Here is a 23,914-nt window from a genome sequence, read left to right on the forward strand (position 1 = left end):
GCTCACCGCTGCCTGGACCCTCGTCAAAAGCCCAGAAAAGTACGACGGGAGCAGGCTGTTCCCGAGCCAAGAAATCGCTTGACAGGGAACAGAGTGTCTACATTCGGGTTCTGCGGAAGGTCTGCTTCGCGCCCGAATCGAACCTTGCTCCGGTGCCTTTAGAGCGGTGCCAGTTCGGATTCCAAGCGTCGGTCAACGGCCGCCATATCGACCTGTTCCACCGATTTCAGGCCGCGGGTGGCATCGATCAGCAGCTGCCGCTGTAGGCGGCCGCGCTCGAAGGCGGTGGCGTAGGGCAGGCGGGTGAAGGTCACCATGCTGTAGCGCGGGACGAACCGGTCGGGGTGGCGGTCGGCCAGACGCTGCTCGAGCTGGCGCTGGATCAGGTAGTCGGCGTCGTCCACGCGGTCGCGCATTTCAAGATAGTTCTCCAGCGCCATGGCCTGGATCGCCAGCGCATTGGGCCGGCGCACCGCTTCGAACTCGGCGAAGGCCGCTTCGCGGTCTCGCGCTTGGTCGAGGCGTTCGGCCAGTTCGACGCAGTCCTCGAAGGCGCAGTTCATCCCCTGACCGTGGAACGGCACCATGGCGTGCGCGGCGTCGCCGATCAGCACGGCACGCTGGTCCAGATGCCAGCGCTCCAGGCGCAGGGTGCCGAGGATGCCGATCGGATGCTCGTCGAAGTGGCGCTCCAGCTCGGGCATCAGGGGCAGGGCATCGGCGAAGGTCTCGGCGAAGAAGCGCCGCGCCGACGCGCCGTCGGGTACGGTCTCGAAGCTTGGATGGGGGCCCTGATTCGGCAGGAAAAGGGTGACCGTGAAGCTGCGCTCGCAGTTGGGCAGGGCGATGCACATGTAGCGGCCGCGCGGCCAGATGTGCAGGGCGTGGGCCTCGATCCGGAAGCCGCCGTCCACGGCCGGCGGGATTTCCAGTTCCTTGTAGCCGTGGTCGAGCAGTTCGACCTTCTCGCCCAGCGGCAGCTCCCTCGACATGGCCTGGCGCAGCGCCGAGCCGGCGCCATCGGCGCCGATGACAAAGTCGAAATCATGGTGAACTCGCCGGCCGTCGGGGTGCGCGAAGTGCAGGCGCTGGTCGATCCACTCGACGTCCTCCAGCACCGAGTTGAAGTGGATGCGTGCCCCGGCGGTCTCGGCGGCGTCCAGCATCGAGAGATTGAGGCGGCCGCGGTGGACCGACCAGATGACCTCGCTGTCGTCGCGACCGTAGCGCTGCAGCTGCGGTTCGCTGCCCGGTACGTGCACCATGCGCCCGCGCATCATGATCGCCTGGCCCATCACGGTGGACTCCAGACCCGCCTGGCGCAGCGCGTGCAGGCCGCGCTCGGCCAGCGCGAGATTGATCGAGCGTCCGCCCTCGTACCCCACCCGGCGCGGGTCCGCGCGCCGCTCGAACAGGTCGACCCGCCAACCGCGCCGGGCGAGCAGGATGCCAAGCAGGCTACCAGCCATGCCGGCGCCGACGATGGCGCACGAGCGCGGTGCGCTCATCGGCGGTCACGCCAGGCGAGGGTCTCGCGGAGGAAGGCGACGACGTCGGCGTAGCGGTTGTACAGCGGCGCAGGCGAGATGCGGATCACGTCGGGCTCGCGCCAGTCACCCAGCACGCCGCGTGATTTCAGTGATTCGAACAGCGAGCGCCCATGCTCGCGTCCGCCGCGCACGCGCAGCGACAGCTGACAGCCCCGGCGAGCCGGGTCGCGCGGGGTGAGGATCTCGAGGGTGTCGGCGAGCAGGGCGTCGATGCCGCGCTCGAGGAAGCCGGTGATGCGCAGCGACTTGGCGCGCAGCCGGCCCATCTCGGCCTGGTGGAACAGGTCCAGCGAAGCGCGCAGCGGCGCCAGCGAGAGCACCGGGGGGTTGCTCAGCTGCCAGCCGTCGGCGCCCTGCGCCGGGACGAAATCCGGCTTCATCAGGAAGCGCGTCGCCGGGTCATGCCCCCACCAGCCGGCAAAGCGCGGCACATCGGCGCCGGCGTGCCGCTCATGGACGAAGCAGCCGGCGATCGCGCCCGGTCCGCTGTTGCAGTACTTGTAGTGGCACCAGACCGCGAAGTCGGCGCCGGAATCGTGCAGCGACAGCGGCAGATTGCCGACCGCATGGGCCAGGTCCCAGCCCACCGCACAGCCGTGCTTCCGGGCGAGGGCGGTCAGTCCGGGGATGTCGAGGAACTGGCCGGTGCGGTACTGCACCCCGGGGAAGAGTGCGAGGGCGATCCGCTGGCCGTGCTCGCCGAAGACCTCCTCGAATCGCGCGTGGCTGATCAGTCCATCGGCATCCGGCTCGACCTCGATCAGCTCGCTGGCCGGGTCAAGCCCGTGGAAGCGGATCTGCGACTCGACGGCGTGGCGGTCGGAGGGAAAGGCGCCGGCCTCGATCAGGATCGCCGAACGACCGGGGCGGGGACGGTAGAAGCTCACCATCATCAGGTGCAGGTTGACGGTGAGCGTGTTCATCGCCACCACTTCCAGCGGCTTGGCGCCGACCAGCTCGGCCAGGGGCTCGCGGACCAGGCCGTGGTAGTGCATCCACGGGTTGTCGGCGGCGAAGTGGCCCTCGACGGCGTGCTGCGCCCAGTCGCGCATCACCTCGTCGAGGATGCCGCGGGTCGCGCGCGGCATCAGGCCCAGCGAGTTGCCGACGAAATAGTGCATGTCGGATCCGTCGTGGGGCGGGATCAGGAAGGCATCGCGAAAGCGGGCCAGCGGGTCGGCGGCATCCAGCTGCCGGGCCTCGTCCTCGAAGGCAGACAAGCTCATGGAGTGAAGGTATCCGTGCGGTTCAGTGGAAGCGATGTGGCTGCAGACCCAGCCACTCGAGTGCGCTGCCTGCGAGCATCCGCTCGCGCGCCGCGGCATCGACCTCAAGACCGTCGATGCCGCGCCCGGGCTGCTGTTCGCCCAGGGGGAAGGGATAGTCGGTACCCAGCATTAGCTGCCGTGCGCCGACCAGGTCGTACAGGTAGCGCAGGGCGAGCGGGTCGTGCACGCAGCTGTCGAAGTACAGGCGGCCAAGATACTCGCGCGGGCCGCGCGGATTGTCGGTGGCGACCAGATCCGGTCGCATGCGGAAGCCGTGCTCGATGCGGCCGAGTGTGTAGGGAAAGCTCCCGCCGCCGTGGGCCAGCGCGACGCGCAGCCGCGGCAGGCGCTCGAGCACGCCGCCGAAGATCAGGCAGCAAGCGGCGCGCGCCTGTTCGGCGGGCATGCCGACCAGCCAGGGCAGCCAGTACTTCGGCATGCTCTCGCGGCCCATCATGTCCCAGGGATGCACCAGCACTGCAGCGCCGAGGTCCTGGGCCGCCTCGAAAAACGGAAACAGCTCTTCGGCGTCGAGGTTCCAGTCGCCGACGTGCGAACCGATCTGCACGCCCTGCAGGCCGAGCTGGTCCATGCAGCGCTCCAGCTCCTGGATCGCCAGCCGCGGCGACTGCAGCGGCACGGTGCCGATGCCGGCGTAGTGGCGCGGGTGCCGCGCGCAGGCCTCGGCCATATGGTCGTTCAGCACCTGGTGCAGCTCAAGCGCGTGATGCGGCCTGGCCCAGTAGCTGAACATCACCGGCACGGTCGAGAGAACCTGGACCTGGATGCCGAAGCGGGCGTAGTCGCGGATGCGCAGATCGAGATCCCAGCTCGACTCCTTGACCTCGCGGAAGAAGCGCCCGTCCTTGTAGATGCGGTGGGCGCCGTCATCGGTGTGGTGGATCACCGGAAAGCGCGGGTCGCCGTACTTGCCCGCAAGGTCCGGCCAATCGCGCGGCAGGACGTGGGTGTGGGTGTCGATCCGGAGCATGCCGCATTGTAGTCGGATGCGGGCGACGCGCGGCGCCGGACTTGATCCTGGTCATGCCGGGCCCGGTCGGACCGGACTAGGCTCGACTCATCGCAACGCTGGAGAAGAGGGTGTCGGCGATTCGGCAGGTTGTGCTGGCTACCGATCTCGGTCCCGCGGCCGCGGCGCTCGCCCATCGTCTGGGCTCGATGGCAGGCCGCTGCGTGCCGCAGGGCGTGCAGCTGGTCCACGTCCTCGATTCCCGGGCGCTGCGCACGGCGGTGGATTGGGGGCTGGGCGAGCCTACCGCCCTCCGCGCCCGGATCGAAGACGAGGCGTCCGCCGGGCTAGACCGGCTGCGCGCCAAGCTTCGTCTGCCGGCAGGCGTCGCCTTCCAGTCCGCGGTGCTGGAGGGGTCTCCCGGCGCGCGGATCGTCGAGTACTGCCGCAAGCCCGGGATTGATCTGCTGATTGCCGGCAGCGGTAACCGGCTCTGGCGTCAGGCGCTGATCGGATCGACCGCCCGCCGGCTGGTCCGGGAAATCGACTGTGCCCTGTGGCTGGCCCGGGAGCACGAGGACGCCGCCCAGCAGATCGATCGCGCCGTGCTTGCCGTCGACTTCGGAGACAGCGGCGGCCGGGCCCTTGAGATGGCCCGGCGTTGCTGGCCGGACGTCGCGCTGGAAGCCGTCCACGTGATCGACCAGAACCTGCTGAGCAGCGCCGCGTCGCTTACGCAGGTCGAGGAGACCGCCGCCGCCGACGCCGCGCGCGAGGTGGCCAGCGAGCGCCTGAGCGACTGGCTGCGGAAGCAGGGCTCCGACGGCATCGAGGCGCGGATCCTCATCGGCCACCCCGTACGCAGCCTGCTCGAGGAGGTGGCTGCGGGGGGCGCTCAGGCGCTGGTGCTCGGTCGCGGCGACCGTGCCGACGGCGCCGCCCATCTCGGCGGCACTGCCGAGGCGCTCACCCTGCAGGCCGAATGCGACCTGCTGATCGCGGGCCGCAGGTAGGTCGGTTCCAGCGGCAACCCCAGGGAGTGCGGGGTTAGGGCGCGAAGCAGACATTCATAGGGTGCGGCTGGCCGCACCGGGCATACCGTCCGAACGCCCGTATCGGTGCGCCAAGGCACATCCTATGGGGCTTCGCCGGCGCCCAACGAAGCCCGAATGTGGGAGTGCCCTTGGGCGCGACCGCGGAGATCCGCTCTGGCCGCGGTCTGTGGTGAATCCGTAGCGCTGCGGTCGCGCCCAAGGGCACTCCCACAATTTGACCGCGGCAAGGCCTGCTTTGCGGCGTAAACCGGACCTTGCAGCGCCGTTGCACGTAGGAGCCAGCTTGCTGGCGATCATCCCGTCCGTGGTGCCTATCGCCAGCAAGCTGGCTCCTACATTCGGGTTTTGCGGAGGGTCTGCTTTGCGCCCCAACCGGTCGTTCCCGTGCACGGGCCCGCTCAGCGGCCGGCGTACTCGGCGAGGGTGAGGGTGGCGCCGGCATGGCGGCAGCGGGAGCTGGCGCCGCGGAGGATGGCTGCGGCCACTGCGTCCGGCGACGCCAGGGCGCCTTCGGCCTGCAGGCCGACGAATCGATCATGGTCGGGAAATCCCTTGGGGCCGGCCGCCCGGATCTCGGCCTGCATATCGGTATCGATCACACCGGGGCTGAGGTTGACCACGTCCACCGGATGCTCGGCGGTGGCCTGTTCGGCGGCCAGGCCGCGGCCGTAGTGCTCGAGACCGGCCTTGCTTGCCGAGTACAGGCTCCAGCCGGCGATGGTGCGGGTTGCGGCGCCGGAGGAGATGTTGATCACCTGCTTGGGTGCGGAGACATCGGAAAGGGCGTCGACGAAGGCGCGCGAGAGCAGGATCGCCGAGGCGAGATTGACCTGCAGCACGGCCTGGACCTCGTCCTCGCCATAGCGTTCGCCAATCGGTCCGAGCAGGCCGGCATTGTTGACCAGCACCCAGGCCGAGGGCGGCGCTTCGGCGCGGCGCGCCTGTTCCAGGCGCTCGGCCACCGCGGCGGCCAGGCCCGCGGGGCGGCTGAGATCCCAACGCAGGGTTTCACCGGCCGACGAGTCGCCCCGGGCGATGCCGATCGCGCGGTCGCCGGCAGCCACCGCGGCGCGCGCCAGCGCCGCGCCCAGCCCGCGCGAGGCGCCGCTGAGCAGCCATAGCCGATTCACCGGCCGGCGCCCTCGGACAGCGCGTAGAGCAGGTCGACGTAGGACTTCTCCAGCTCGGCAAGGCCTGCCGCCCTGGTGCCCTCGGCGGGCTCGATCAGCATGTACTCGTCCGGCGCGTGGGCCCCCGAGCCGTGGCCCAGGCCGCCAAAGACGAAGGGCAGGTCAAGGGTGCGGGTGAACTGGTAGAAGGGTGCGCTGCCGGCCAGCCAGGGTGAGACTTCGGGGGTCGCACCGTACTTGTTGAGCACACCGATCACCGCCTGGACCAACGGGTCCTCGACCGGCGTATGGGCCGCCGGATAGCCGGACATGGGACGCAGGCTCAGGTCGCCGAAGCCGTGCTTGTCGAGGTGGCGACGGATCATCGCGTAGGCGGCCTCGGGCTCCAGGCCCGGCGGCAGGCGTGAGTCGATCTTGGCCACGGCCTTGTGCGGCAAGACGGTCTTGGTGCCCTCGCCGGTGTAGCCGCTCCAGATGCCGTTGACGTTGAGGGTCGGGTGGAACAGGTGACGCTCGATCGCCTCGCGGCCGGTCAGCCCGTCGATCCAGCGCGAGGTGCCGAGCGCCTTTTGCAGGGCGGCGTCGTCGGCCGTCGCGGCCTGTCGTTCGATCAGCGCCCGTTCGCTGGTGCTCGGTTCGCGGATCGGGTCGTAGTAGCCCTCGATCATGATGGTGTTGCCATCCTTCGAGGTCATCGAGGCGATCGCCTGGATCAGTCGCAGGGCAGGGGAGTCGACCAGCACCTTGTAGGAGCCGTGGATGTCATTGCGCGAGGGCCCGCCCCAGTCACCGCCGCGGGCCTCAAGTTCGAAGTAGATGATTCCCTTGACGCCGAGGTTCAGCGTCGCCTCGCCCGACGGCCGCTGCAGGTTCATCGGAAAGAAGGCAGCGTCGGCCTTCCTGAGTCGTTCGATGTAGGGTGCCAGCACCTCGCCGAAATTCGGGGAGCCCAGCTCCTCCTCGCCCTCGGCCACCACATAGAGATTCACCGGAAGTCCGCCGGTCTCCTTGCGGATGGCGTCGACCGCGTTGAGGAAGGCGCGCTGCGGGCCCTTCTGGTTGGTGGCGCCGCGGGCCATCAGCACGCGGCCGATCGGCAGCTCGACCAGCTCGCCCGAGAACGGGTCCTCGATGCGCCAGTCGGGGTCGACCGGCTGCACGTCGTACATCATGTAGACGACGACGGTGCGTTCGGCGCCGGCGTCGTAATAGCCGAACACCCCGGGATGGCCGCGGGTCTCGACCAGGGATACCTCGGCAAAGCCGAGCTGGCGCAGGTCGGCGGCCAGCAGCTCGGCCATCTCGCGCACGCCGTCGTCCTGGGCGCTGATCGAGCGCTGCCGCACCCAGCGCTGGAGCTGGCCCAGGTGCTGCTCGATCTCGCTGTCGATGCGCGCGTAGACCGCTTCATGCTCGCCGGCATAGGCAGGAATCTCCGCCGGATCGAATCCGCCGCCCGCCGCCGGCTGGGCGGCGATCAAGGCGGCGGTGAGAGCGGCGATCGAGGGGCCAAGCAGTCGGCGCATGCGGGAACTCCGTTTCAGTGAGGGGCTGCGGGGGGCGGCGCGTCCGGCAGCAGGTCGAGGATCTCGTTCTCGTCCAGGCGCGGGATCGGCGTCACGCCCTCCAGCCGGTTGAGCGTATCGATCAGGGCGTTGGCCCAGAGTGCGTTCCAGATCGTTCCGGCGTGGCCATCGCCCAGGCTGGCGTGTTGGGGGCTGTCGCCGTGGGTGTTGCCGACGCGCCATGGACCCAGCTCGACTTCACGGTAGGCTGGCTGGCCAGCCGCATCGCGGCTGCCCCAGAGCGATTCGAACCAGATCCGGTCGCTGAAGAAGACGACTTCCGGGTGCCGCGCCATGTCGCGGAGGCCGGCATCGAAGGCCTCGGCGACGGCATCGAGGCGGGCCAGCACCGCCGGGTCATGCCAGCGATCGAGGTTCGGTGCCCAGTGAGCGTTGTCGAACAGGCCGACGAGGATGAAGCGCAGCGAGGGCTGCGCTTGGCGGAGCTGGTCCATCGAGGATGCGATCGCCCGGTGGCAGTCGGCAATGCGCTGCGAGGAGGCTTCGGTGTCACCGCGGGCTACGGGTCCCATCGCGTCGCGCGTGCCCAGATCGTTGATGCCCATCCGGATCAGCACGACGCCCCGCTTCCAGCGTTCCGGCTCGCTGGCTATCAGGGCCCGCAGCGCCGGGGCCTGGGCGGCATGGCCCTGGACCAGGTCCGCGCACAGCGCGCCGGAGATGGCGAAATTGTGTCGATGGTCGAGCTTGCGCGGCGCTCGCGCGGGCCCGCGGAGGAAGCGCCAGAGGCGCGCCTGCCAGGGCGCCATGCCGACGAGTTCGCGGGGACCGAGGTCGACCGAGTCGGGGCGCAGTCGGGCAAGGATCTCGGTCCACTGCAGGCTGTATTGGCGGAAGCGGCCGCCGCGCCGCTCGCTGCCCTCGGGAAAGCTGATGCGGTCCTGGTATCCGGCGCTGTCGGAATCGCCCAGCACGGCCAGCGGCACCGCGGAGTGCGCGCAGGGTGCAAGCAGGACCAGGGCGAGACAGCAGGTGGGCAGTAACTTCATTCCGGAAGGCTCGGGCGAGGCGGGCGTCGATTATGGGCATCCCGCCGGTATCGGGCGACCCGCTGTCCCGTATGCTCTCCTGATGGAATCCGGCCGACCGTCCCGCAGCACCGAGCGCACCGCCTTCGAGATTGGCGGCCGCACGGTCCGGCCCGGCGAGCGCGCGACCGTCGACCTGCCGATCAGCCTGCTCTCCAACCACCAGCCGATGACCCTGGCCGTTCACGTGGTCCATGGACGTCAGCCCGGTCCGGTGCTGTTTCTCAGCGCGGCGATCCACGGCGACGAGGTCATCGGGGTCGAGGTGATCCGACGTCTGCTCCGCGTGGCCACGCTCGGCAAGCTGCGCGGGACCCTGCTGGCGGTGCCGGTGGTCAATGCCTTCGGCTTCATTGCCCACTCGCGCTATCTGCCGGACCGCCGCGATCTCAACCGGATGTTCCCGGGCAACGCCTGCGGTTCGCTGGCTTCACAGCTCGCCCACCTGTTCATGCAGGAGGTGGTGCGCCGCAGCGACTACGGTATCGATCTGCATTCCGCGGCGGCGCATCGGGTCAACCTGCCGCAGGTCCGCGCCGATCTGACCGAGCCCCGGCTTCGCGCGCTGGCCGAGGCCTTCGCCGCGCCGGTCATGCTGCAGTCTTCGTTGCGTGACGGGTCACTGCGCCAGGCGGCCCAGGAGGCTGGCGTACCGGTGCTGCTCTATGAGGCCGGCGAGGCGCTGCGCTTCGACGAGCTTTCGGTGCGCAGCGGGCTGCGCGGCGTGCTGCGCGTGATGCGCGCGCTCGGCATGATCGGCGGCCACCATCGCGTCTCCAGCCCGACCAGCCTGGTGTCGAGGCGCAGCCACTGGTTGCGCGCCCCGGTTGGCGGCGTGTTCCGACGCCTGGCGCCGCTGGGTTCGCGGGTCGAGGAGGGCGAAACCCTGGGCCTGGTGTCCGATCCCTTCGGTGGCGGCGAGTCGGCGGTGCTGGCGCGCAGCGCGGGCCTGGTCATCGGCCTCTCCAACCTGCCGGTAGTAAACCAGGGCGACGCCCTGTTCCATGTCGCCCAACTCGGCGAGTCCGGTTTCGAAGGCGACCTGATGGATCAGCTGGAGGCCGAGCTGGACGGCGTCGGCCTGGGCGACTTCGACGGTCCCGCGCCCGACTGAGCCGGGCACGGGATGCGATCGCGGCTGGCGCCGGTGATCAGTAGTAGAAGTCGTAGAGCACGTCGACGATGTAGCCGGTGGCCAGCTCGACCAGCAGCAGATCACCATCGACGCGTACCCAGCGGCAGCCGTAGGGCGGCGGGGCGATGCCGTAGGGACGGTAGTCGACTTGCCAGCTCGAGAGCAGGAAGGCCGAGGGCAGGGTGTAGCCGACGCGCCAGTGATAGGTGCTGTAGCCCTGCGGGTAGTAATAACGGATCGGCGCGCGATAGCGATGGCCGGACCAGCCGTGGTGCCAGGTCACCCGCCACTTCGGATCGCGCCAGTCGCTGCGGTGGTCGCGGTAGCGATCATCGCGGTAGTCGCGGTAGCGCGGATCGGAATGCGGCAGCCCACGGTCCACCTGCCAGCGGTCGTGGTCATGGCCGCGGCGGCCATGGTTGTTCCGGCGCGGGTCGTAGCCGCGGTCGTGCTTCTCGGGCTCCTGCACGTGGAACCGGGAATCCCGGCTGAGCCGCGTGTCACGCTCCCAGTGGGTCTCGCCGCGATTCTGCCCATACTCCTGGCCACGCTGCGGGTGCGCCCGCGCGCCGTCATGGCGCTGGCCGCTGACCCGGGCTTCGCCGCGATCGACGGAGCGTCCGCGCTGATAGTCCTGGGCGAGCACGCTGCCCGCGGCCAGCAGGCCGACGATCATCAGGGTCGAAGATGCGAATCGAAACATGGCGGTCCTCCGCAGGGCGCCGACAGCTGGCGCAGCGGCGCCACGGAATGCGGCACCGGAAATCACTCTGCCACGGCGGCACTGAACCTGCCCGCGCTGCCAGCTGAACGCTCGACAGCGGTTCAGGTGGGCGATCCGAACGTTCATCTCGGCAGCGAGTCGCCGTCCGGCGTGGTGGGTGTATCGGTCAGGCGGCTGAACGCCCGCGCATCCCGCTGCCAGTCGAGCACGTCGACGGACAGGGCGGATTCGAATCGCGCCGAGTCGGCATCCTCGGCGGCAAAGCGCAGGGAACCCGCCGGCGTTAGCGTGGCTTCATTGGCGCCTGGGCAGCCCGGGCAGCGGGTCGGGCCGTCATAGCGGAACATCGGGAACAGCGCCGGATCCGCCGCGTCGGCGGCGCCCGCCAACCAGCTGGGGTCGCCGCCGCGGTCATAGAGGAAGGCGATCGCATAGTCCACCCCGCCCTGGCGGGTCACCGACAGGCCCCAGCCGGGTTCGGTCGGATCGAACCAGGCCGCGGTGGGGAACTGGGTCCGGCTGCTCGGGCCCACGTCCAGTGGCTGCATCGGCTCACTGCCGCTGCTGCCGGGCAGGGTCCAGCTGAACAGGGCGTTTCGCTCATCGGCAAAGTCCAGGCGCGCGTTGCCGACCACGCTCGATGTCGCCACCCCGTCCTGCCAGCGGAACTGCAGCAGCTCGGCCTCCCAGCGATCGCCGAGCAGGGGCCCGAGGGCGAGATACCAGATCGGCCGGCCATCGCTGCGGAAGGTGTACCAGATCACCGCCAGCTGGCCGTCGGCATTCTGCAGGTCGAGACCGTGGCCAAGACGCGCCGGGTTGGCCCAGCCGCCGGCGACCGGGAGCAGGGCGCGCGCGGGGTCGTCGGGGAAGCGGTCGACCACCCGCGGCAGGGCGAGCAGGGCGCGCGGCGCCTGCAGCAGGCCACTCGGGCCGGTGTCGAAGCGACCGAGCGGTTGCCCGGTGGCGCTGAAGCGCAGCAGGGCGTTGTTGCCCCGGCTGCTGACCACTAGGCTGCCATCGGCGAGCCGGGCGAGGCCGGACGGGGACTGCAGGCCGCCAGCGCCGGCCGCGATCAGGACCTCGGTGTCCCCGGCGCGTTCCGGGTCGACGCGGACCACGTGCTGCTGGGCAGCATCGGCGACCAGCAGGCGTCGGTCGTCGGCATCGACCAGCAGGGCGACCGGGTCGCGCAATGCCGGCGCCCCCCCGACCAGGCTTGGCACCAGCTGCCGGCCGCGAAGGCCCGTGGCGACGTCGACCGCGGTCAGGCTGCCGTTGCTCTCGAGCATCCAGAGCTGGCCGTCCGCGGTCACCGCGCTGGCGCGAGGTGCCGAGGCGAGCAGGCGCGCTCCGAACTCGCCGCCCGGCCTCGCCTGGCCGCTGATCGCATCATGGCGCTGCAGCACACCGCCGGTATCCGAAGCGAATACCGTGCCGTCGGCGGCGAGGCTCATCGCCGCCGGAAAGCCGGAGAGAAAGCCCGGCCGCTCACCGCCGCGGAAGCCGGCGATGAAGGTGTCGATGCGGCTGCCGTCCTCGCGCCGATAGCGTCGCAGTTCGCTGGCATTGGTCGAGTACAGCCGCTTCAGGCCGGCGTTCCAGGCCAGTGCCGCCTGGCGGCCGAAAACCTGCGGCACATGGCGCTCTGCGAACTCGATGCCGGAGAAGAGCCCATCATCGCCATAGCGAAGCAGTCGGTCGTTGCCGCTGCTGATGGCCAGCAGGTCCTGCGCGCCCCCGGCGCCGGCGACGTCGGTGAACCCGTCGCCATCGCGGTCCCGGTCGGCGTTGTCGCCGATCCCATCTCCGTCAAGGTCGCGCCACTCGCGGCGATCGGCCGGGAATGCATCGGCATTGTCGCCGACCCCGTCGCCGTCGGTGTCGCGGCTTTCCGAGGCGAGCAGCGGGAACGCGTCGACGGAATCGGGGACGCCGTCGTTGTCATCGTCGCTGTCGGCGTTGTTGCCGAGGCCGTCGCCGTCGGTGTCGGCCCATTCGGCGGCATTGTCGGGGAAGGCGTCGACCTCGTCGGCGACGCCGTCGCCGTCGCGATCGCTGCGGTAGCGGGCATCGAAGGGAAAGGCGTCCGCGCTGTCAGGGGTCCCGTCGCCATCGCTGTCGGGATCGATCGCCGCCAGCGGCTCCGGCGTGGCTACGGCCGAGCTGGATGGACGATAGGCGGCCAGCGCGCCCATGTTGTCGCGGATCCGCCGGGCGTTGTCCGACACGCCGACCGCCCCGCAGGGCCGGCCACCGCAGAGCTGCTGCGGGTTGGAGAAGCGCGCCAGGCGCCGGCCACGATCCGGATTGCCGCTGCCGAAGGAGCCCATCACCGTATGGAACTGGCGCAGCACCACGTGTGCGGTGCCGAAACCGGCGCTCGGCGAATTGGCGCCGTTCTGGTGCTCGGCACCGAGGTTGTGGCCGACTTCGTGGGCGAGTACGTCGTCCGCGCACAGCGACCAGGAACTGAAGCCGTCGGAGACGACGTGTACGCCGGCATTCGCACCGGCCCCGAACAGGCGGGCGATGCCGCAGCTGCCGCGGGTCTCGATATCGGCCGGCCAGAACAGGCTGACCAGGTCCGCGCCGACCTGGTCGCGCCGGGCGCGCAGGTTGGCGAAGGCAGGGTGGGTATTGCTGGAGCCGGCCAGTGCATCGGCCATGCGTGACAGGGCGAACCCGCTGTCGCCACCGCCCTCGGTGTCGGGATAGGCGGTGGCGTCGAAGCCCACCGCGCGCAGCGCGAGATCGATCCCGCTGTTGGCAAGGATCTGGTTGGCTAGGGTGGTGAGATGCTGGATGCGGGTCTCGACTGCCGTGCCGGGATAGCGCGCCGCATAGTCGGCGCTGTAGAGGTAGAGCACGTCGATGACCGTGCCTGCCTTGGCGCGCTGTGCATCCGCAGCGGGTGGGGGAAGCGGCTGACTCTTGTGGCCGTGTCGGCCCCTGCTGCCGGCAACCTCCTGAACACCGAGATCCGCCGCGGCCACCTCGATGCCGGGATGGTCGAGGCGCACCAGCCAGCCCTCGCCGCCCTGAGCCTCCATGCGGTAGCGGCCGTGCGCCGAGTCGAAAGTGCCGAAGCTCGCCTCGCGGCCCAGGGTGACCAGCCCGTAATGGCCTTGGCCCTCGCCGGAGAGCTGGCCGCTGAGGCTGACGTCGCCGTTTCCATGCTCGATGCGCTGGGCATCGAGCAGGCGCAGCACGCGGCCGTCGGCAAGCCGCAGCGACCAGTCGCCGGACTGCTTGCCGCCGGCGGCGAGCAGCCGCTGCAGGCTGCCATCGGGCAGGGCGGCGAGGTCCGGGCGCCGCGCTGCTAGTCCGGCCGCCTTGGCATCGTCGAGCAGTTCGGCCTGCCAGCTGTGTTCCGGCGCCGCAACCGCGGACTGCGCCACGGCCGCCAGCAACAGTACGATCAGTCCGGTGGTGGAGCCCCGACCTGCCGCGGTCACGCGGTTCAGCCCTTCAGCTCGAGGCGCAGCAGGCGACCGTCGGTCTCGTCGGTCAACGCCCAGACCGCGCCGTCGGGGCCGACCCGCACGTCGCGGATGCGCCAGCCCTGGGCTTCGAGCAGTCGTTCCTCGCCGACCACGTTGCCCACTTCGTCCAGGCTCAGGCGGATCAGCGCGCGCTGGGCCAGCGATCCGACGAACAGCGAGCGCTGCCAGGCGGGGAAGCGCTCGTGGGCGTAGAAGGCCATGCCGCTCACGCCCGGGGAGACCTCCCAGTAGTAGTGGGGCTGCTCGAGGCCTTCCTTGCTCTCGCCCTCGGCCTCGGGGATCGGAAAGCCTGAATAGTTGATGCCGTAGGTGATGATCGGCCAGCCGTAGTTCCTGCCGGCCTGCGGGATGTTCACCTCGTCACCGCCCTTGGGCCCGTGCTCGTGGGTCCACAACACCTGGGTCCACGGATTGAGCGCCGCGCCCTGCTGGTTGCGGTGGCCGTAGGACCACGTCTCCGGCTGCGCGCCCTCCTGGCCGACGAAGGGGTTGTCCTCGGGCACCCGGCCATCGGGGAAGATGCGTGCCACCGTGCCCATGTGGCTGCCGAGATCCTGCGCGGTGGGCCGGTCGCCGCGGTCGCCCATGGTGATGTAGAGGTGCTCGCCGTGGAACACCAGTCGAGAGCCGAAGTGATGGCGTGAATCGGTCTTCGGCACCTGGCGGAAGATCACCTCGACATCGACGAGGGTATCCCCCTCCAGCCTGCCGCGCGCCGCCGCCGTGCCGGCCAGCTTGCCTTCGCCGGGCTCGGCATAGGTCAGGTAGACCAGCCCGTCCGAGGCGAACCCGGGCGAAACGACAACATCGAGCAGGCCACCCTGGCCCTCGGCGACCACCGCCGGCACGCCCTTGATCGGTTCCGACACGCTGCCGTCGGCCGCCACCCGGCGCAGCGCCCCGCTGCGCTCGGTGACCAGCATGTCGCCATCCGGCAGGAAGGCCAGCGCCCAGGGGTTGGGCATGCCGCGCGCCACCGTGGTCAGGGTCACCGCGCCGAGCTGCGTCGGAATGGAGATCGAAGCAGGCGCTGCGGCGGTCGTCCCGGAAGCCGAGGCGGCCGCCTCGTTGGCGGCCGGCGCGTTAGCGGCCGACTCTGCTGCGGGCTGACAGGCTGTAAGGGAGACCGCGATCAGCAGGGCGAGGCAGTTCTTGCGCATGGATACACCTGGGGCATGGAGTACAAGCCTGCAACCTTACCTTGAAGCACGCGAAGATTTTGCTTCTCCAGTTCCCCGGCTGGCGTGGGCGCGTTCGATGACGCAGCAGTGTTCGCCTCGTTGCCGGGCCTCGCTACCGGTCGACGACCTCATCGCGCATCGGGGCGAAGATGCGCAGGATGCGGTTCTGGGTCGGCGTAGCAAGGCCGACGTCCTCCATGGCCAGGATGAGGTCCTCGACGAAGACCTCGAACTCGGCGTGATTGATGCCGAGGCCACTGTGACTTTCTTCCATGCTGCGGCCGGTATAGGTGCAGCCGCCGCCGAACTCGGCGCAGAACTGCTCCTCGATCAGGCGCTGGAGATCCGCGCGGTCGCTGTTGGCGAACAGCCCGCTGATCCGCGGATTCTCGTGGACGCGGTCAAGCAGGCGCTCCACCAGGCGCTCCACGCCCGGGGCGCCGCCCACCTCACGGTAGAGCGAGTCGCTGGAGCGCGGCTCACGGGTCGCGCAGGCCGACGCGAGCACCGCGCCCAGGAGGATGGCAAGCGCAAGGCGCGTGGATCGCATCAGAAACCTCCGGTGAGGGACAGGTACCAGCCGGTCTGGCTGTCGAGCGTGGCGACCGTGCCGAGATCGACGTAGGCAAGGACTATCGACAGATGCCGATTGGGGAACCAGCCGACGAAGACGTTTCGCCAATGGTCTTCCGGCAGGGCCGAGAGATGGCCGCGCTTCTGCCTGAACTCGGCCCCCACCGCCCAGTGACGCTCGAGCAGCACGGCCAGACTGGCTTCTGCCGTCAGCTGCCGGCCGTTGCCGCGATCACCGCCGAAGCCCAGCAGGCCGGTTTCGTTGGCCCGACTCCATCGCAAGGTCGCATTGCCGACCAGGTTGTATCCGCCGGCGCCCGCCAGCCAGACCTTGGTGGCGCTCGTGTAAAGGTCGTAGTCGCTGTCGTCGCGCGCGCCGACCACGCCGGGAATGGTGAAGGACCGCTGCCGCTTGTACTGCACGCCCAGCGCCCACTGCGGCCAGCGCGAGTACAGCACGTCGCCCCCTAGGCGCAGCTTGGCGCCGATGATGTCCTGGTCAAGGCTGGCGCCGGGGAGGCCGAGTGCGGGCCCCAGCGTGATCAGGTCGAGCGATTGGCGCGCCACCGACAGCTCCAGCCGGTTGAACAGCCCGACCGCTGCGCCGTGGACGTCGAGGCGATAGTCCCCGGTGTTGGCGCGCGTGGCGAAGGCGGTGACACCGATTTCCTCGCGCGCGCCGTAGCCGGCGATGACCGCCCATGGCACGAGGCCGCCGCCCGCCGAGCCCTCGATCTGACTCGCGCCGCCGGTAGCCAGCTGGCGGCTGCCTTCGGCCCGCGCGTCGAGCGGCATAGCCAGAGCCGCGGCAAGCAGCAGCGGCAGCGCCAGAATCTTGGATGCCGAGCGTGGCGGTATCGAGCGATGGGGCAGGGACGGGGAGGGCATGGGTATCTCGTCTTGGGTGGGGAGTGCCGGCCGTCAGGCCCGCAGACGCTCAAGGTCGTCGCGCAGGGCGTCGGTGTTGGGATAGCGGCGCGCGGGATCCTTTTCCAGGCAGCGCAGGATCAGGGCTTCCAGCGCCGGCGGGATCTCCGGCCAGTAGGCCGAAGGGCGAACCGGTTCGCGCTCGAGGTGGCCCATGCAGATGTCCAGCGTGTTGTCGCCATCGATCGGCAGGGCGCCGGTGAACAGCTCGGACAGCAGGATGCCGAACGAGTAGATGTCCGAGGCTTCCCGGGCTTCGCGTCCCTGCGCCTGCTCGGGAGACAGGTAATGCGGCGTCCCGGCGAACTGCCTTTCCGGGCCTTCGGGCGTGATCGGCGACCCGATGCCGCGGGACACCCCGAAGTCCATCAGCTTTGCAGTGCCGCTGACCTCCAGCATCACATTGCTGGGTTTGATGTCGCGGTGCAGCACGCCGGCGCGATGGGCGGCGCCGAGTCCGGCGCACAGCTGGCGGGCGACGCGCATTGCGGCATACGGGCGGACGCGTCCGGTGCGCCGCAGTGCATCGCGGAGCGTCACGCCATGCACGAATTCCATCGACAGGAAGGGCAGGTCGCCCTCCTGACCGAAGTCGTAGGTGCGCACGACGTTCGGATGGGTGATCCGTCGCGCGGTGCGGATCTCGGTCTTGAGCTGTTCAAGGGTGGTCGGGTTCTCCAGCCACTCCGGCCTCAGCGTCTTGAGGGCCACCTCCTCGCCGAGCTCACGGTCGAGCGCGAGGTATACGCGGCCCATTCCACCTTCCGCCACCTTGCGCCGGATCTCGTAGCGGCGCGCGAACAGGGATCCGGGCAGCAGCTCTCCCGGATCCGGGCCGGCGGGCGCGGTGTTCTCGATCGCGCTTCGCTTCTGCCAGAGCTCGGCGACGTAGCTTTCCATGTCGCGCATCTCGCGCAGGTCGCTGATCACCCGGTTGAAGCTGCGCCCGAGCCGCTGCAGGTCACCGCTGCCGGACACGCGAATCGGCTGGGGCAGGTCACCACGACCGGCGCGCTCGGCGCCGTCGGCAAGCACCGACACCGGCCGCAGCACGCTGCGCGAGATCGCCAGAGGCATCAGCAGGATGACCAGCGCCGCGGCGATGGCGCCGCCCCCCATCATTCCGGTGAGCGCACTGAACAGATCGGTTCGCTGACGGGGTGGCACCAGCGCCACTTGCCATACGCCCTCGGGGGCGCCGGCGAGCGGCGCCGCGCTGGCCCGCCACACGGCATCGTCCTCGATCTGCAGCGTAAACACCGCGGGCTGCGCGGCGGCGCCGGGCGAGTCCAGCACCTGCGATGCAAGGGGGCCGAGCAGGCTGCGCGCCTGGGCAAGGTCAGCGCTGGCGGCCAGGATGCGGTGCTCGGAGGCCTGCTGCTGGATGATCATGACCTCGGTGCCGCTGACCCGGCTGATGTCCCGCGCCAGCTCGTTGTCGATGGTCAGCCCAGCAAGTAGCAGTGCCTCCATGTTGGGCCCCATCAGCAGGGGCACGACCGCGACCTGGTAGGCACCCTCGCCGTCGATCCACACGCCGCGCGCCGGCGCGACCTCGCGGACCGCCTCGGCCACGGGCAGCAGACCCGACAAGTCCCGTGGCGCGCTGAGCGGCGAGCGCGAGTCGGCGACGATCCGCCCGGCGGGGCTGATCACCAGGGCGACATCGAAGCCCAGCTGGTTGCGCCGCTGGGCGATCAGATCGAGGATCGACGCCACGTCGACCTCACCTCCGTTCGCCCCTAGCGCCAGCGCCTGGGCGATGTAGGCAACGAAGGGACGCTCGCTGGCGAGCAGCTGGGAGATCAGCTCCAGTTCGCGCGCCCTCCGCTCCTGGAAGTAGGTCTGCACGGCCTGGCCGCCGCGCAGCGAGTCATCGGCCAGACGGTCGGCAAGCTGCCCGCCTCGCCACTGCCCGATGCCCGCCACCGCGGCGGCGGCCAGCAGCACCAGCGCCAGGGTGATCAGCAGCAGGCGCATGCCCAGCGACATGCGGCTAGCGCCCCAGAGCGGCGCGATAGGATTCGCCGTCCTTGTTGGTGTGCGGGGGTACCCGCGGCTTGGTCGCCACAAGGGCCAGGGAGAGCGGCCGTTTGAGCGGCAGCGTCAGCCTGCTCGTGGCCGGCTCGGCGCGCGGATGCCAGATGTGCAGGGTTCCGGCTCCGGCAGGCACCTTGCGGAGGCTGAACGTGCCATCCGCCGAGAGCTGTGCGTAGAAAGGTGTATCCACCACGATCACGTCGGTCTGCATCGAATGGTGCACGTTGCAGTGCACGCGGACGACGCCCGGGCGATCGAGCTGGATCTCTCGGCTTTCGCTCGGTCCGTACAGTCCGAGATCGAATTCCGCGCCGGCAGACAGCGAAAACACGTTGTGCAGGACCACGTCCTGGTTGGGGAACACCACCACGCTGCCCACCGGAACGACCAGCGTGCTGGGCTCGAAGCGTTTGTTGCGCGTGATCACCTCGCGCCGCAAGGCAGGCGCTTTGGCGCTCCGTGCCTCCGGAACGAAATACACGACCGCCTCGCCTACCTCGCCAGGGCTGACCTCGGCACCGCGTGAAGCCTCGAGGCTTACCCTTCCCTCGATGCTGACCGTGGCTGGTAGCGGCCCGGATGACGGCTTTGGCGGAGGGGGGGGCGGGGCGCTGCGAGTCGGCGCGGGTGCTGCAGCCGTCGGTGCCGTTGCCGCCGCTGACGTCGAAGGTGAGGAAATCGGCGGGACAGGGGAGGGCGCCGCCGCGGGGGTAGTGGGGGCCTTCGCGATGGCAACTGGCGCCTCAGCCGAACTTGGCAGCGCGGTGGCAGCGGGTGAGGCGACCGGAGCGGACCCGGCTGCGGCAGCCTGCTTCCCAGTCGGGTCCCGCGTCACCGGTGCTGGCGATTGCACCGGGCTCGTCACGGGGGCCCTGGTGGCGGGTTGCGCCGGCCTTGCCACCGACGAATCACCGCGAGGCGGCGCAGACGCACAGGCGGCAAGTACGAGGACGCAGAGGGCGCCAAGCGAATAACGGAACGAAGTGTTCAATGGGGCGGCCCGCTGCTGGGAAAGGAGAACGCGCGTCGACACGGCGGTTTCCTTGCATGGTTGACTTCGTGTCCGTCTAGTCAACGTGAACCCGCACTCGATCCGTGACGCGGCCCACGGATGACGGCGGTCGGTGGCTCCAGGCCCACTGACCAATAGCAGCCCTGAGCCGAGCACGAGTTCCTCGACCTCTTCCAAGCTGCGACGTTTCCGAGATCTGCAAGCTCCGCTTTCGCGGGGCACAGCGCTCGCGCTCTCAGCGCCGACCCGGCCGTTCCCCCGCCGGGTGGGCAGCCCGCATGCCGAGCTGCTGGAGGTTTTCGCCCCGAATTGCGCTCTAGGAAGCAGGTGTCATCGGAGCATCCTTATGATCCACGCGCACTCGCAGATTCACCCCGCCCCGACTAATGGCCGGACGGCGCAGAGGGTTCATCGCTGTCGAGCGGCGCGCAGGGTCGCGCGCGCTGCTGCCGGTTGCCTTGCCGGTTTGCTGGCGGCCTCATGCCCGGCCATGGCCGGCCCACCCCTGCTGGGTCCCGAAGCCATCGTCGAGCCGGATGATCCGGTCAGCAGCAACGGCTCGAGCACCCGCTTCGGCCACTCCGTGGCGCTCGACGGCAACGTGCTCGCGGTCGGCTCGATGGATGATGTCTCCGCCATTGGGCACGAGCGAGGGGCGGTCTACGTGTTCGAGCGGATCGGTGGGCTGTGGATCCAGCAGCAAAAACTGCTGGCGCCCGATGGCGCGGACGGGGACGAGTTCGGCTTCGCGCTCGACCTGGCCCTGGACCCGGACGGCATGATGGACTGGCTCATCGTCGGCGCCCCGAAGGCAGGCCGGATCAGCGCGGGCCCCGATGGCAGGGTGTACCTGTTCCGGCGTGCCAATGGCGGCGCCTGGACCTTCGACTCGCAGCTGTTCCCCGACCCCCTCACCGAAGAGCACAGCTCAGAGTTCGGCCACGGCGTCGGTATCGACATCAGCGAGCCGGTGAACAGCCAGACCGGAGACCTCGTGGTCACCGCGGTGGTCGGCTCGCCTCGCTATGAACATCCAAGTGCCGGTGGCAGCAACCACGGCGCCATCCACATCTACCAGCGCGTCGGCTCGCCGCAGAGCTTCCAGCTCAGCCACGAGCTGTACGGCCGTAACCCGAATCCGGGCCATACTTTCGACCACAGCATGCAGCTCGGCTGGTCGGTGGCGATCGACCGTGGCCTCATCATTGCCGGCGCTCCGATCTACTACGCCTCGCAGCACCAAAGCGGCGCGGGGGTTCTTTACGGGCGCCAGAACCAGCTGCCGGGCGGTGCATTCCACTGGGCCGAGGCCAGTTTCCTCGAGGCCGGCAGCGCCTTCCAGCAGGACCATCTGGGCCGCAGCACGGCCTTGTCCTTCGACAGCATGGTCGGACTCGTCGGCACCGAGCTCTACGACGGCCAAGGCTTCGCGTCCAGCTCCGGAGCGGTCTACGCCTTCGACCTGTCGACCTTCGGGCTGGTGCGCACCGAAGTCCAGCAGCTGCTTCCCAGCGACGACGCTGCAGGCAACCAGTTCGGGGCGTCGGTCGACGTTGATGGCCGCTTCGCGGTGATTGGCGCCCCCGGCGCACGCGTGGGCAGCGGGAGGGGAGCCGTCTACCTGTTCGAGCAGACGAGCGGCCAGCCCGACAGCTGGGTGGAAATCGGCAAGATAAGCCCGACCGGCCTCGACACCGGCTGGTCCGACGTGGGTGGCTCGGTCGCAATCTCCAAGTTCACCACGGCCTACGGCGTCACCCAAAGGCCCGGCATCGCTCCCGGCAACGAGGGCGCGGCCTACCTCAATGAGGTGGCCGGCATCTTCGGCGACGGGTTCGAATAGGGCGCTCTGCAGGACCTCCCCCAGGCTTCGTGTGCGTCGCTCAGGCTCTTTTAGAGAGTCGAGGATCTACGTGGCAGCCGGCTTCCGCGAAGGTCCTTTGCGGGTGCCAGCGAAAGCCAACCCATGGTTGAGTTGAGAAGTCGTGGCTCTTTCTTTGGCGGTGAACCAATGCCCGGCGAGCGCGTGCAAAGTTTGCGGATCTCCCGGCTGCGAGTTTTCCGATCCGCCAGTGGATCGGACGCAAGCGCCTCGGAACCTGCAGTTTCTGCGCGGGGTTACCGCCGATAGTGCGCACAAAAAAAACCCCGGCACTGGGCCGGGGCTTTCAGGACTCAGGTTGCGGGTCGGGATCAGACCTGCATCGCCTTGGCCACTTCAGCGGCGTAGTCTTCCTTGACCTTCTCGATACCCTCGCCGACAGCGATGCGGGTGTAGGAGACGATCTCGGCGCCTTCCTTCTTGGCAGCGGCCTCGACGGTCATGTTGGTGTCGATGACGTAGGCCTGGCCGGTGAGGCACATCTCGGACAGGATCTTGTTGATCTTGCCGGCGATCATCTTTTCCTGGATCTCGGCCGGCTTGGCCTTGTCCTTGTCACTCATCTGCGCCAGCGAGATTTCCTTCTCCTTGGCGACGATCTCGGCCGGGACCTGGGCCGGCGAGAGGTACTGCGGGTTCATCGCGGCGACGTGCATCGCGATGCCGCGGGCCAGCTCTTCCGAACCGCCCTTGAGCTCGACCAGCACGCCGATGCGGCCGCCATGCACGTAGGCGGCGACATTGTTGCTGCCGGCCACGCGGGCCAGGCGACGAACCTGCACGTTCTCGCCGACCTTGGCGATCAGCGCGGCGCGGGTCTCCTCGACGGTCTGGTCACCCAGCTTGGCGCTCTTCAGCGCTTCCGCGTCGGCGGCGCCGCTGGACAGGGCGACTTCGGCGACCTGGTTGGTGAAGGCAACGAAGTTCTCATCCTTGGCGACGAAGTCGGTTTCAGAGTTGACTTCGACCAGCACGGCATTGCCGCCGTCCTGGGCCATGGCGATGCGACCCTCGGCGGCCACGCGGTCAGCCTTCTTGTCGGCCTTGGCCAGGCCGGTCTTGCGCAGGAATTCCATGGCCGCTTCGATGTCGCCGCCGTTCTCGGTCAGCGCCTTCTTGCATTCCATCATTCCGGCGCCGGAGCGCTCGCGAAGTTCCTTGACCAGGCTTGCAGTGATTTCCATGGTGTCCTCGATGCGGTGGGCAACGCCGCAGCGCTGCCGGGATTGAATCGGTGGTCGCGTGACGCGCGCAGCTTCGGCGCGGGCGGGCACGCTACGGTGCCAGGCGGGAGTCGACGCTGGGCCGCTCCCGCGCGACCGCTATGACGCAGTTCAATGACGCCCGCATGACCGCGGGCGTCATCGCGGCGACGGCTTACTCGCCGTCGCGGCCGCGGCGCTGGCCGCCGCCGGGGCGCTTGTTGCCGCCCGGGCGATCAGTGCGCTCGCGACGGCCGGCCGGCTTGCGGCGCTCGCCGTCCTCGCCCGCCACCGGGTTGCCCTCGGCGTCCAGTTCGACGAACTCGTCGTTGCTGCCGCCGGTGATCGGGGCAGCGGCCTTGCCTTCCAGCACGGCGTCGGCGACGGCGCGGGTGTACAGCTGGACGGCGCGGATGGCGTCGTCATTGCCGGGGATCGCGTAGTCGACCAGGGCCGGGTCGTAATTGGTGTCGACCACGGCGATGACCGGGATGCCGAGCTTCTTGGCTTCCTGGACGGCGATGTTCTCGTGGCCGATGTCGACCACGAACAGGGCGTCCGGCAGGCGATCCATGGCCTTGATGCCGCCCAGCGAGGCTTCCAGCTTCTCGCGCTCGCGCTGCAGGCCCAGCACCTCATGCTTGACCAGCTTGCCGTAGTTGCCGTCCGACTCCATCGCGTCCAGCTCCTTCAGGCGGGAGACGGACTGCTTGACGGTGCGGAAGTTGGTCAGCATGCCGCCCAGCCAGCGCATCGACACGAACGGCATGCCGCAGCGGTTCGCCTCTTCCTTGATCGCCTCGCGCGCCGAGCGCTTGGTGCCGACGAACAGGATGGTGCCGCGCTTCTGAGCCAGGCCCGACACGTAGTTCATCGCGTCGTTGAACAGCGGCAGGGTCTTCTCGAGGTTGATGATGTGGATCTTGCCGCGGGCGCCGAAAATGTACGGGGCCATCTTCGGATTCCAGTAGCGGGTCTGGTGACCGAAGTGCACGCCGGCTTCCAGCATCTGGCGCATGGTGACTTGAGGCATGGGTATTCCTTCTCGCAATGACGTGGAACGCCGGCCGTAGGGTAGGGTGTCGGCAGGACATTCCGGGGTTGGACCTCCCCGCGGCTACCGTGACGAACCGGACTCCATCGAA

18 protein-coding genes are annotated in these 23,914 nt (G+C 69.3%); 3 read left to right on the forward strand and 15 right to left on the reverse strand.

Going from position 1 to position 23,914, the window contains the following annotated elements:
• Positions 1-158: 158 nt before the first annotated feature.
• The 3 genes from M0G41_RS16275 to M0G41_RS16285 are packed head-to-tail and all read right to left on the reverse strand — an operon-like array spanning position 159 to position 3,809.
• Positions 159-1,508, reverse strand: coding sequence for an FAD-dependent oxidoreductase (locus M0G41_RS16275; protein WP_248211021.1), 1,350 nt, complete (start codon positions 1,506-1,508; stop codon positions 159-161).
• Positions 1,505-2,776, reverse strand: a complete 1,272-nt coding sequence (gene kynU / locus M0G41_RS16280; protein WP_248211022.1) for a kynureninase — start codon at positions 2,774-2,776, stop codon at positions 1,505-1,507. Before kynU ends, M0G41_RS16275 begins: the two co-directional genes overlap by 4 nt.
• A gap of 22 nt (positions 2,777-2,798) precedes the next feature.
• The gene (locus tag M0G41_RS16285) at positions 2,799-3,809 is read right to left on the reverse strand and encodes an amidohydrolase family protein (protein ID WP_248211023.1); all 1,011 of its coding nucleotides are present in this window, start codon (positions 3,807-3,809) and stop codon (positions 2,799-2,801) included.
• A gap of 110 nt (positions 3,810-3,919) precedes the next feature.
• On the opposite strand from M0G41_RS16285, the gene M0G41_RS16290 reads away from it, so the two are divergent.
• Positions 3,920-4,801 carry a universal stress protein gene (locus M0G41_RS16290; protein WP_248211024.1) on the forward strand — a complete coding sequence of 294 codons (882 nt, stop codon included), beginning with the start codon at positions 3,920-3,922 and terminating at the stop codon, positions 4,799-4,801.
• Between the two features lie 440 nt (positions 4,802-5,241).
• Here M0G41_RS16290 and M0G41_RS16295 read toward each other — a convergent pair whose 3' ends face one another.
• The 3 genes from M0G41_RS16295 to M0G41_RS16305 are packed head-to-tail and all read right to left on the reverse strand — an operon-like array spanning position 5,242 to position 8,548.
• Positions 5,242-5,973: an SDR family NAD(P)-dependent oxidoreductase gene (locus M0G41_RS16295; RefSeq protein ID WP_248211025.1), complete on the reverse strand. Its 732-nt coding sequence runs from the start codon at positions 5,971-5,973 to the stop codon at positions 5,242-5,244.
• On the reverse strand, positions 5,970-7,499 hold the full coding sequence (locus tag M0G41_RS16300; protein ID WP_248211026.1) for a M20/M25/M40 family metallo-hydrolase: 1,530 nt from the start codon (positions 7,497-7,499) through the stop codon (positions 5,970-5,972). The genes M0G41_RS16295 and M0G41_RS16300 overlap by 4 nt, the downstream gene beginning before the upstream one ends.
• 14 nt (positions 7,500-7,513) lie before the next feature.
• Positions 7,514-8,548 (reverse strand): SGNH/GDSL hydrolase family protein, encoded by a 1,035-nt coding sequence (locus tag M0G41_RS16305; RefSeq protein WP_248211028.1) that lies wholly within the window; start codon positions 8,546-8,548, stop codon positions 7,514-7,516.
• An 82-nt stretch (positions 8,549-8,630) separates the two neighbouring features.
• Here M0G41_RS16305 and M0G41_RS16310 point away from each other — a divergent pair, with 82 nt between their 5' ends.
• On the forward strand, positions 8,631-9,701 hold the full coding sequence (locus M0G41_RS16310) for a succinylglutamate desuccinylase/aspartoacylase family protein (RefSeq protein WP_248211029.1): 1,071 nt from the start codon (positions 8,631-8,633) through the stop codon (positions 9,699-9,701).
• 37 nt (positions 9,702-9,738) lie between these two features.
• Here the strand turns inward: M0G41_RS16310 and M0G41_RS16315 are convergent, their stop codons facing one another.
• The 7 genes from M0G41_RS16315 to M0G41_RS16345 form a co-directional block, all read right to left on the reverse strand.
• Complete coding sequence (locus M0G41_RS16315) at positions 9,739-10,425, reverse strand: RcnB family protein (RefSeq protein ID WP_248211030.1); 687 nt, start codon at positions 10,423-10,425, stop codon at positions 9,739-9,741.
• A 143-nt stretch (positions 10,426-10,568) separates the two neighbouring features.
• Entirely contained in the window at positions 10,569-13,904 is a 3,336-nt protein-coding gene (locus M0G41_RS16320; protein WP_248211031.1) for a M12 family metallo-peptidase, read from the reverse strand.
• Positions 13,905-13,909: 5 nt separating this feature from the next.
• Positions 13,910-15,112 carry a PQQ-dependent sugar dehydrogenase gene (locus M0G41_RS16325; protein ID WP_248211033.1) on the reverse strand — a complete coding sequence of 401 codons (1,203 nt, stop codon included), beginning with the start codon at positions 15,110-15,112 and terminating at the stop codon, positions 13,910-13,912.
• Between the two features lie 133 nt (positions 15,113-15,245).
• Positions 15,246-15,683 carry a group I truncated hemoglobin gene (locus M0G41_RS16330; protein ID WP_248211035.1) on the reverse strand — a complete coding sequence of 146 codons (438 nt, stop codon included), beginning with the start codon at positions 15,681-15,683 and terminating at the stop codon, positions 15,246-15,248.
• On the reverse strand, positions 15,683-16,594 hold the full coding sequence (locus M0G41_RS16335; RefSeq protein WP_248211037.1) for a DUF3034 family protein: 912 nt from the start codon (positions 16,592-16,594) through the stop codon (positions 15,683-15,685). The genes M0G41_RS16330 and M0G41_RS16335 overlap by 1 nt, the downstream gene beginning before the upstream one ends.
• Before the next feature lie 33 nt (positions 16,595-16,627).
• A complete protein-coding gene (locus M0G41_RS16340; RefSeq protein ID WP_248211038.1) occupies positions 16,628-18,613 on the reverse strand; it encodes a protein kinase domain-containing protein in 1,986 nt (661 codons plus the stop codon).
• Between the two features lie 16 nt (positions 18,614-18,629).
• A complete protein-coding gene (locus M0G41_RS16345; protein WP_248211039.1) occupies positions 18,630-19,154 on the reverse strand; it encodes a cupredoxin domain-containing protein in 525 nt (174 codons plus the stop codon).
• Between the two features lie 1,021 nt (positions 19,155-20,175).
• On the opposite strand from M0G41_RS16345, the gene M0G41_RS16350 reads away from it, so the two are divergent.
• The gene (locus tag M0G41_RS16350) at positions 20,176-21,528 is read left to right on the forward strand and encodes an FG-GAP repeat protein (protein WP_248211040.1); all 1,353 of its coding nucleotides are present in this window, start codon (positions 20,176-20,178) and stop codon (positions 21,526-21,528) included.
• 350 nt (positions 21,529-21,878) lie between these two features.
• Here the strand turns inward: M0G41_RS16350 and tsf are convergent, their stop codons facing one another.
• Positions 21,879-22,751: a translation elongation factor Ts gene (tsf, locus tag M0G41_RS16355; RefSeq protein WP_248211041.1), complete on the reverse strand. Its 873-nt coding sequence runs from the start codon at positions 22,749-22,751 to the stop codon at positions 21,879-21,881.
• Positions 22,752-22,944: 193 nt separating this feature from the next.
• Positions 22,945-23,802, reverse strand: coding sequence for a 30S ribosomal protein S2 (gene rpsB / locus M0G41_RS16360; protein ID WP_248211043.1), 858 nt, complete (start codon positions 23,800-23,802; stop codon positions 22,945-22,947).
• Positions 23,803-23,914 lie beyond the last annotated feature (112 nt).

Source organism: Pseudomarimonas salicorniae, from assembly GCF_023156535.1.
Lineage (GTDB): Bacteria > Pseudomonadota > Gammaproteobacteria > Xanthomonadales > Xanthomonadaceae > Pseudomarimonas > Pseudomarimonas salicorniae.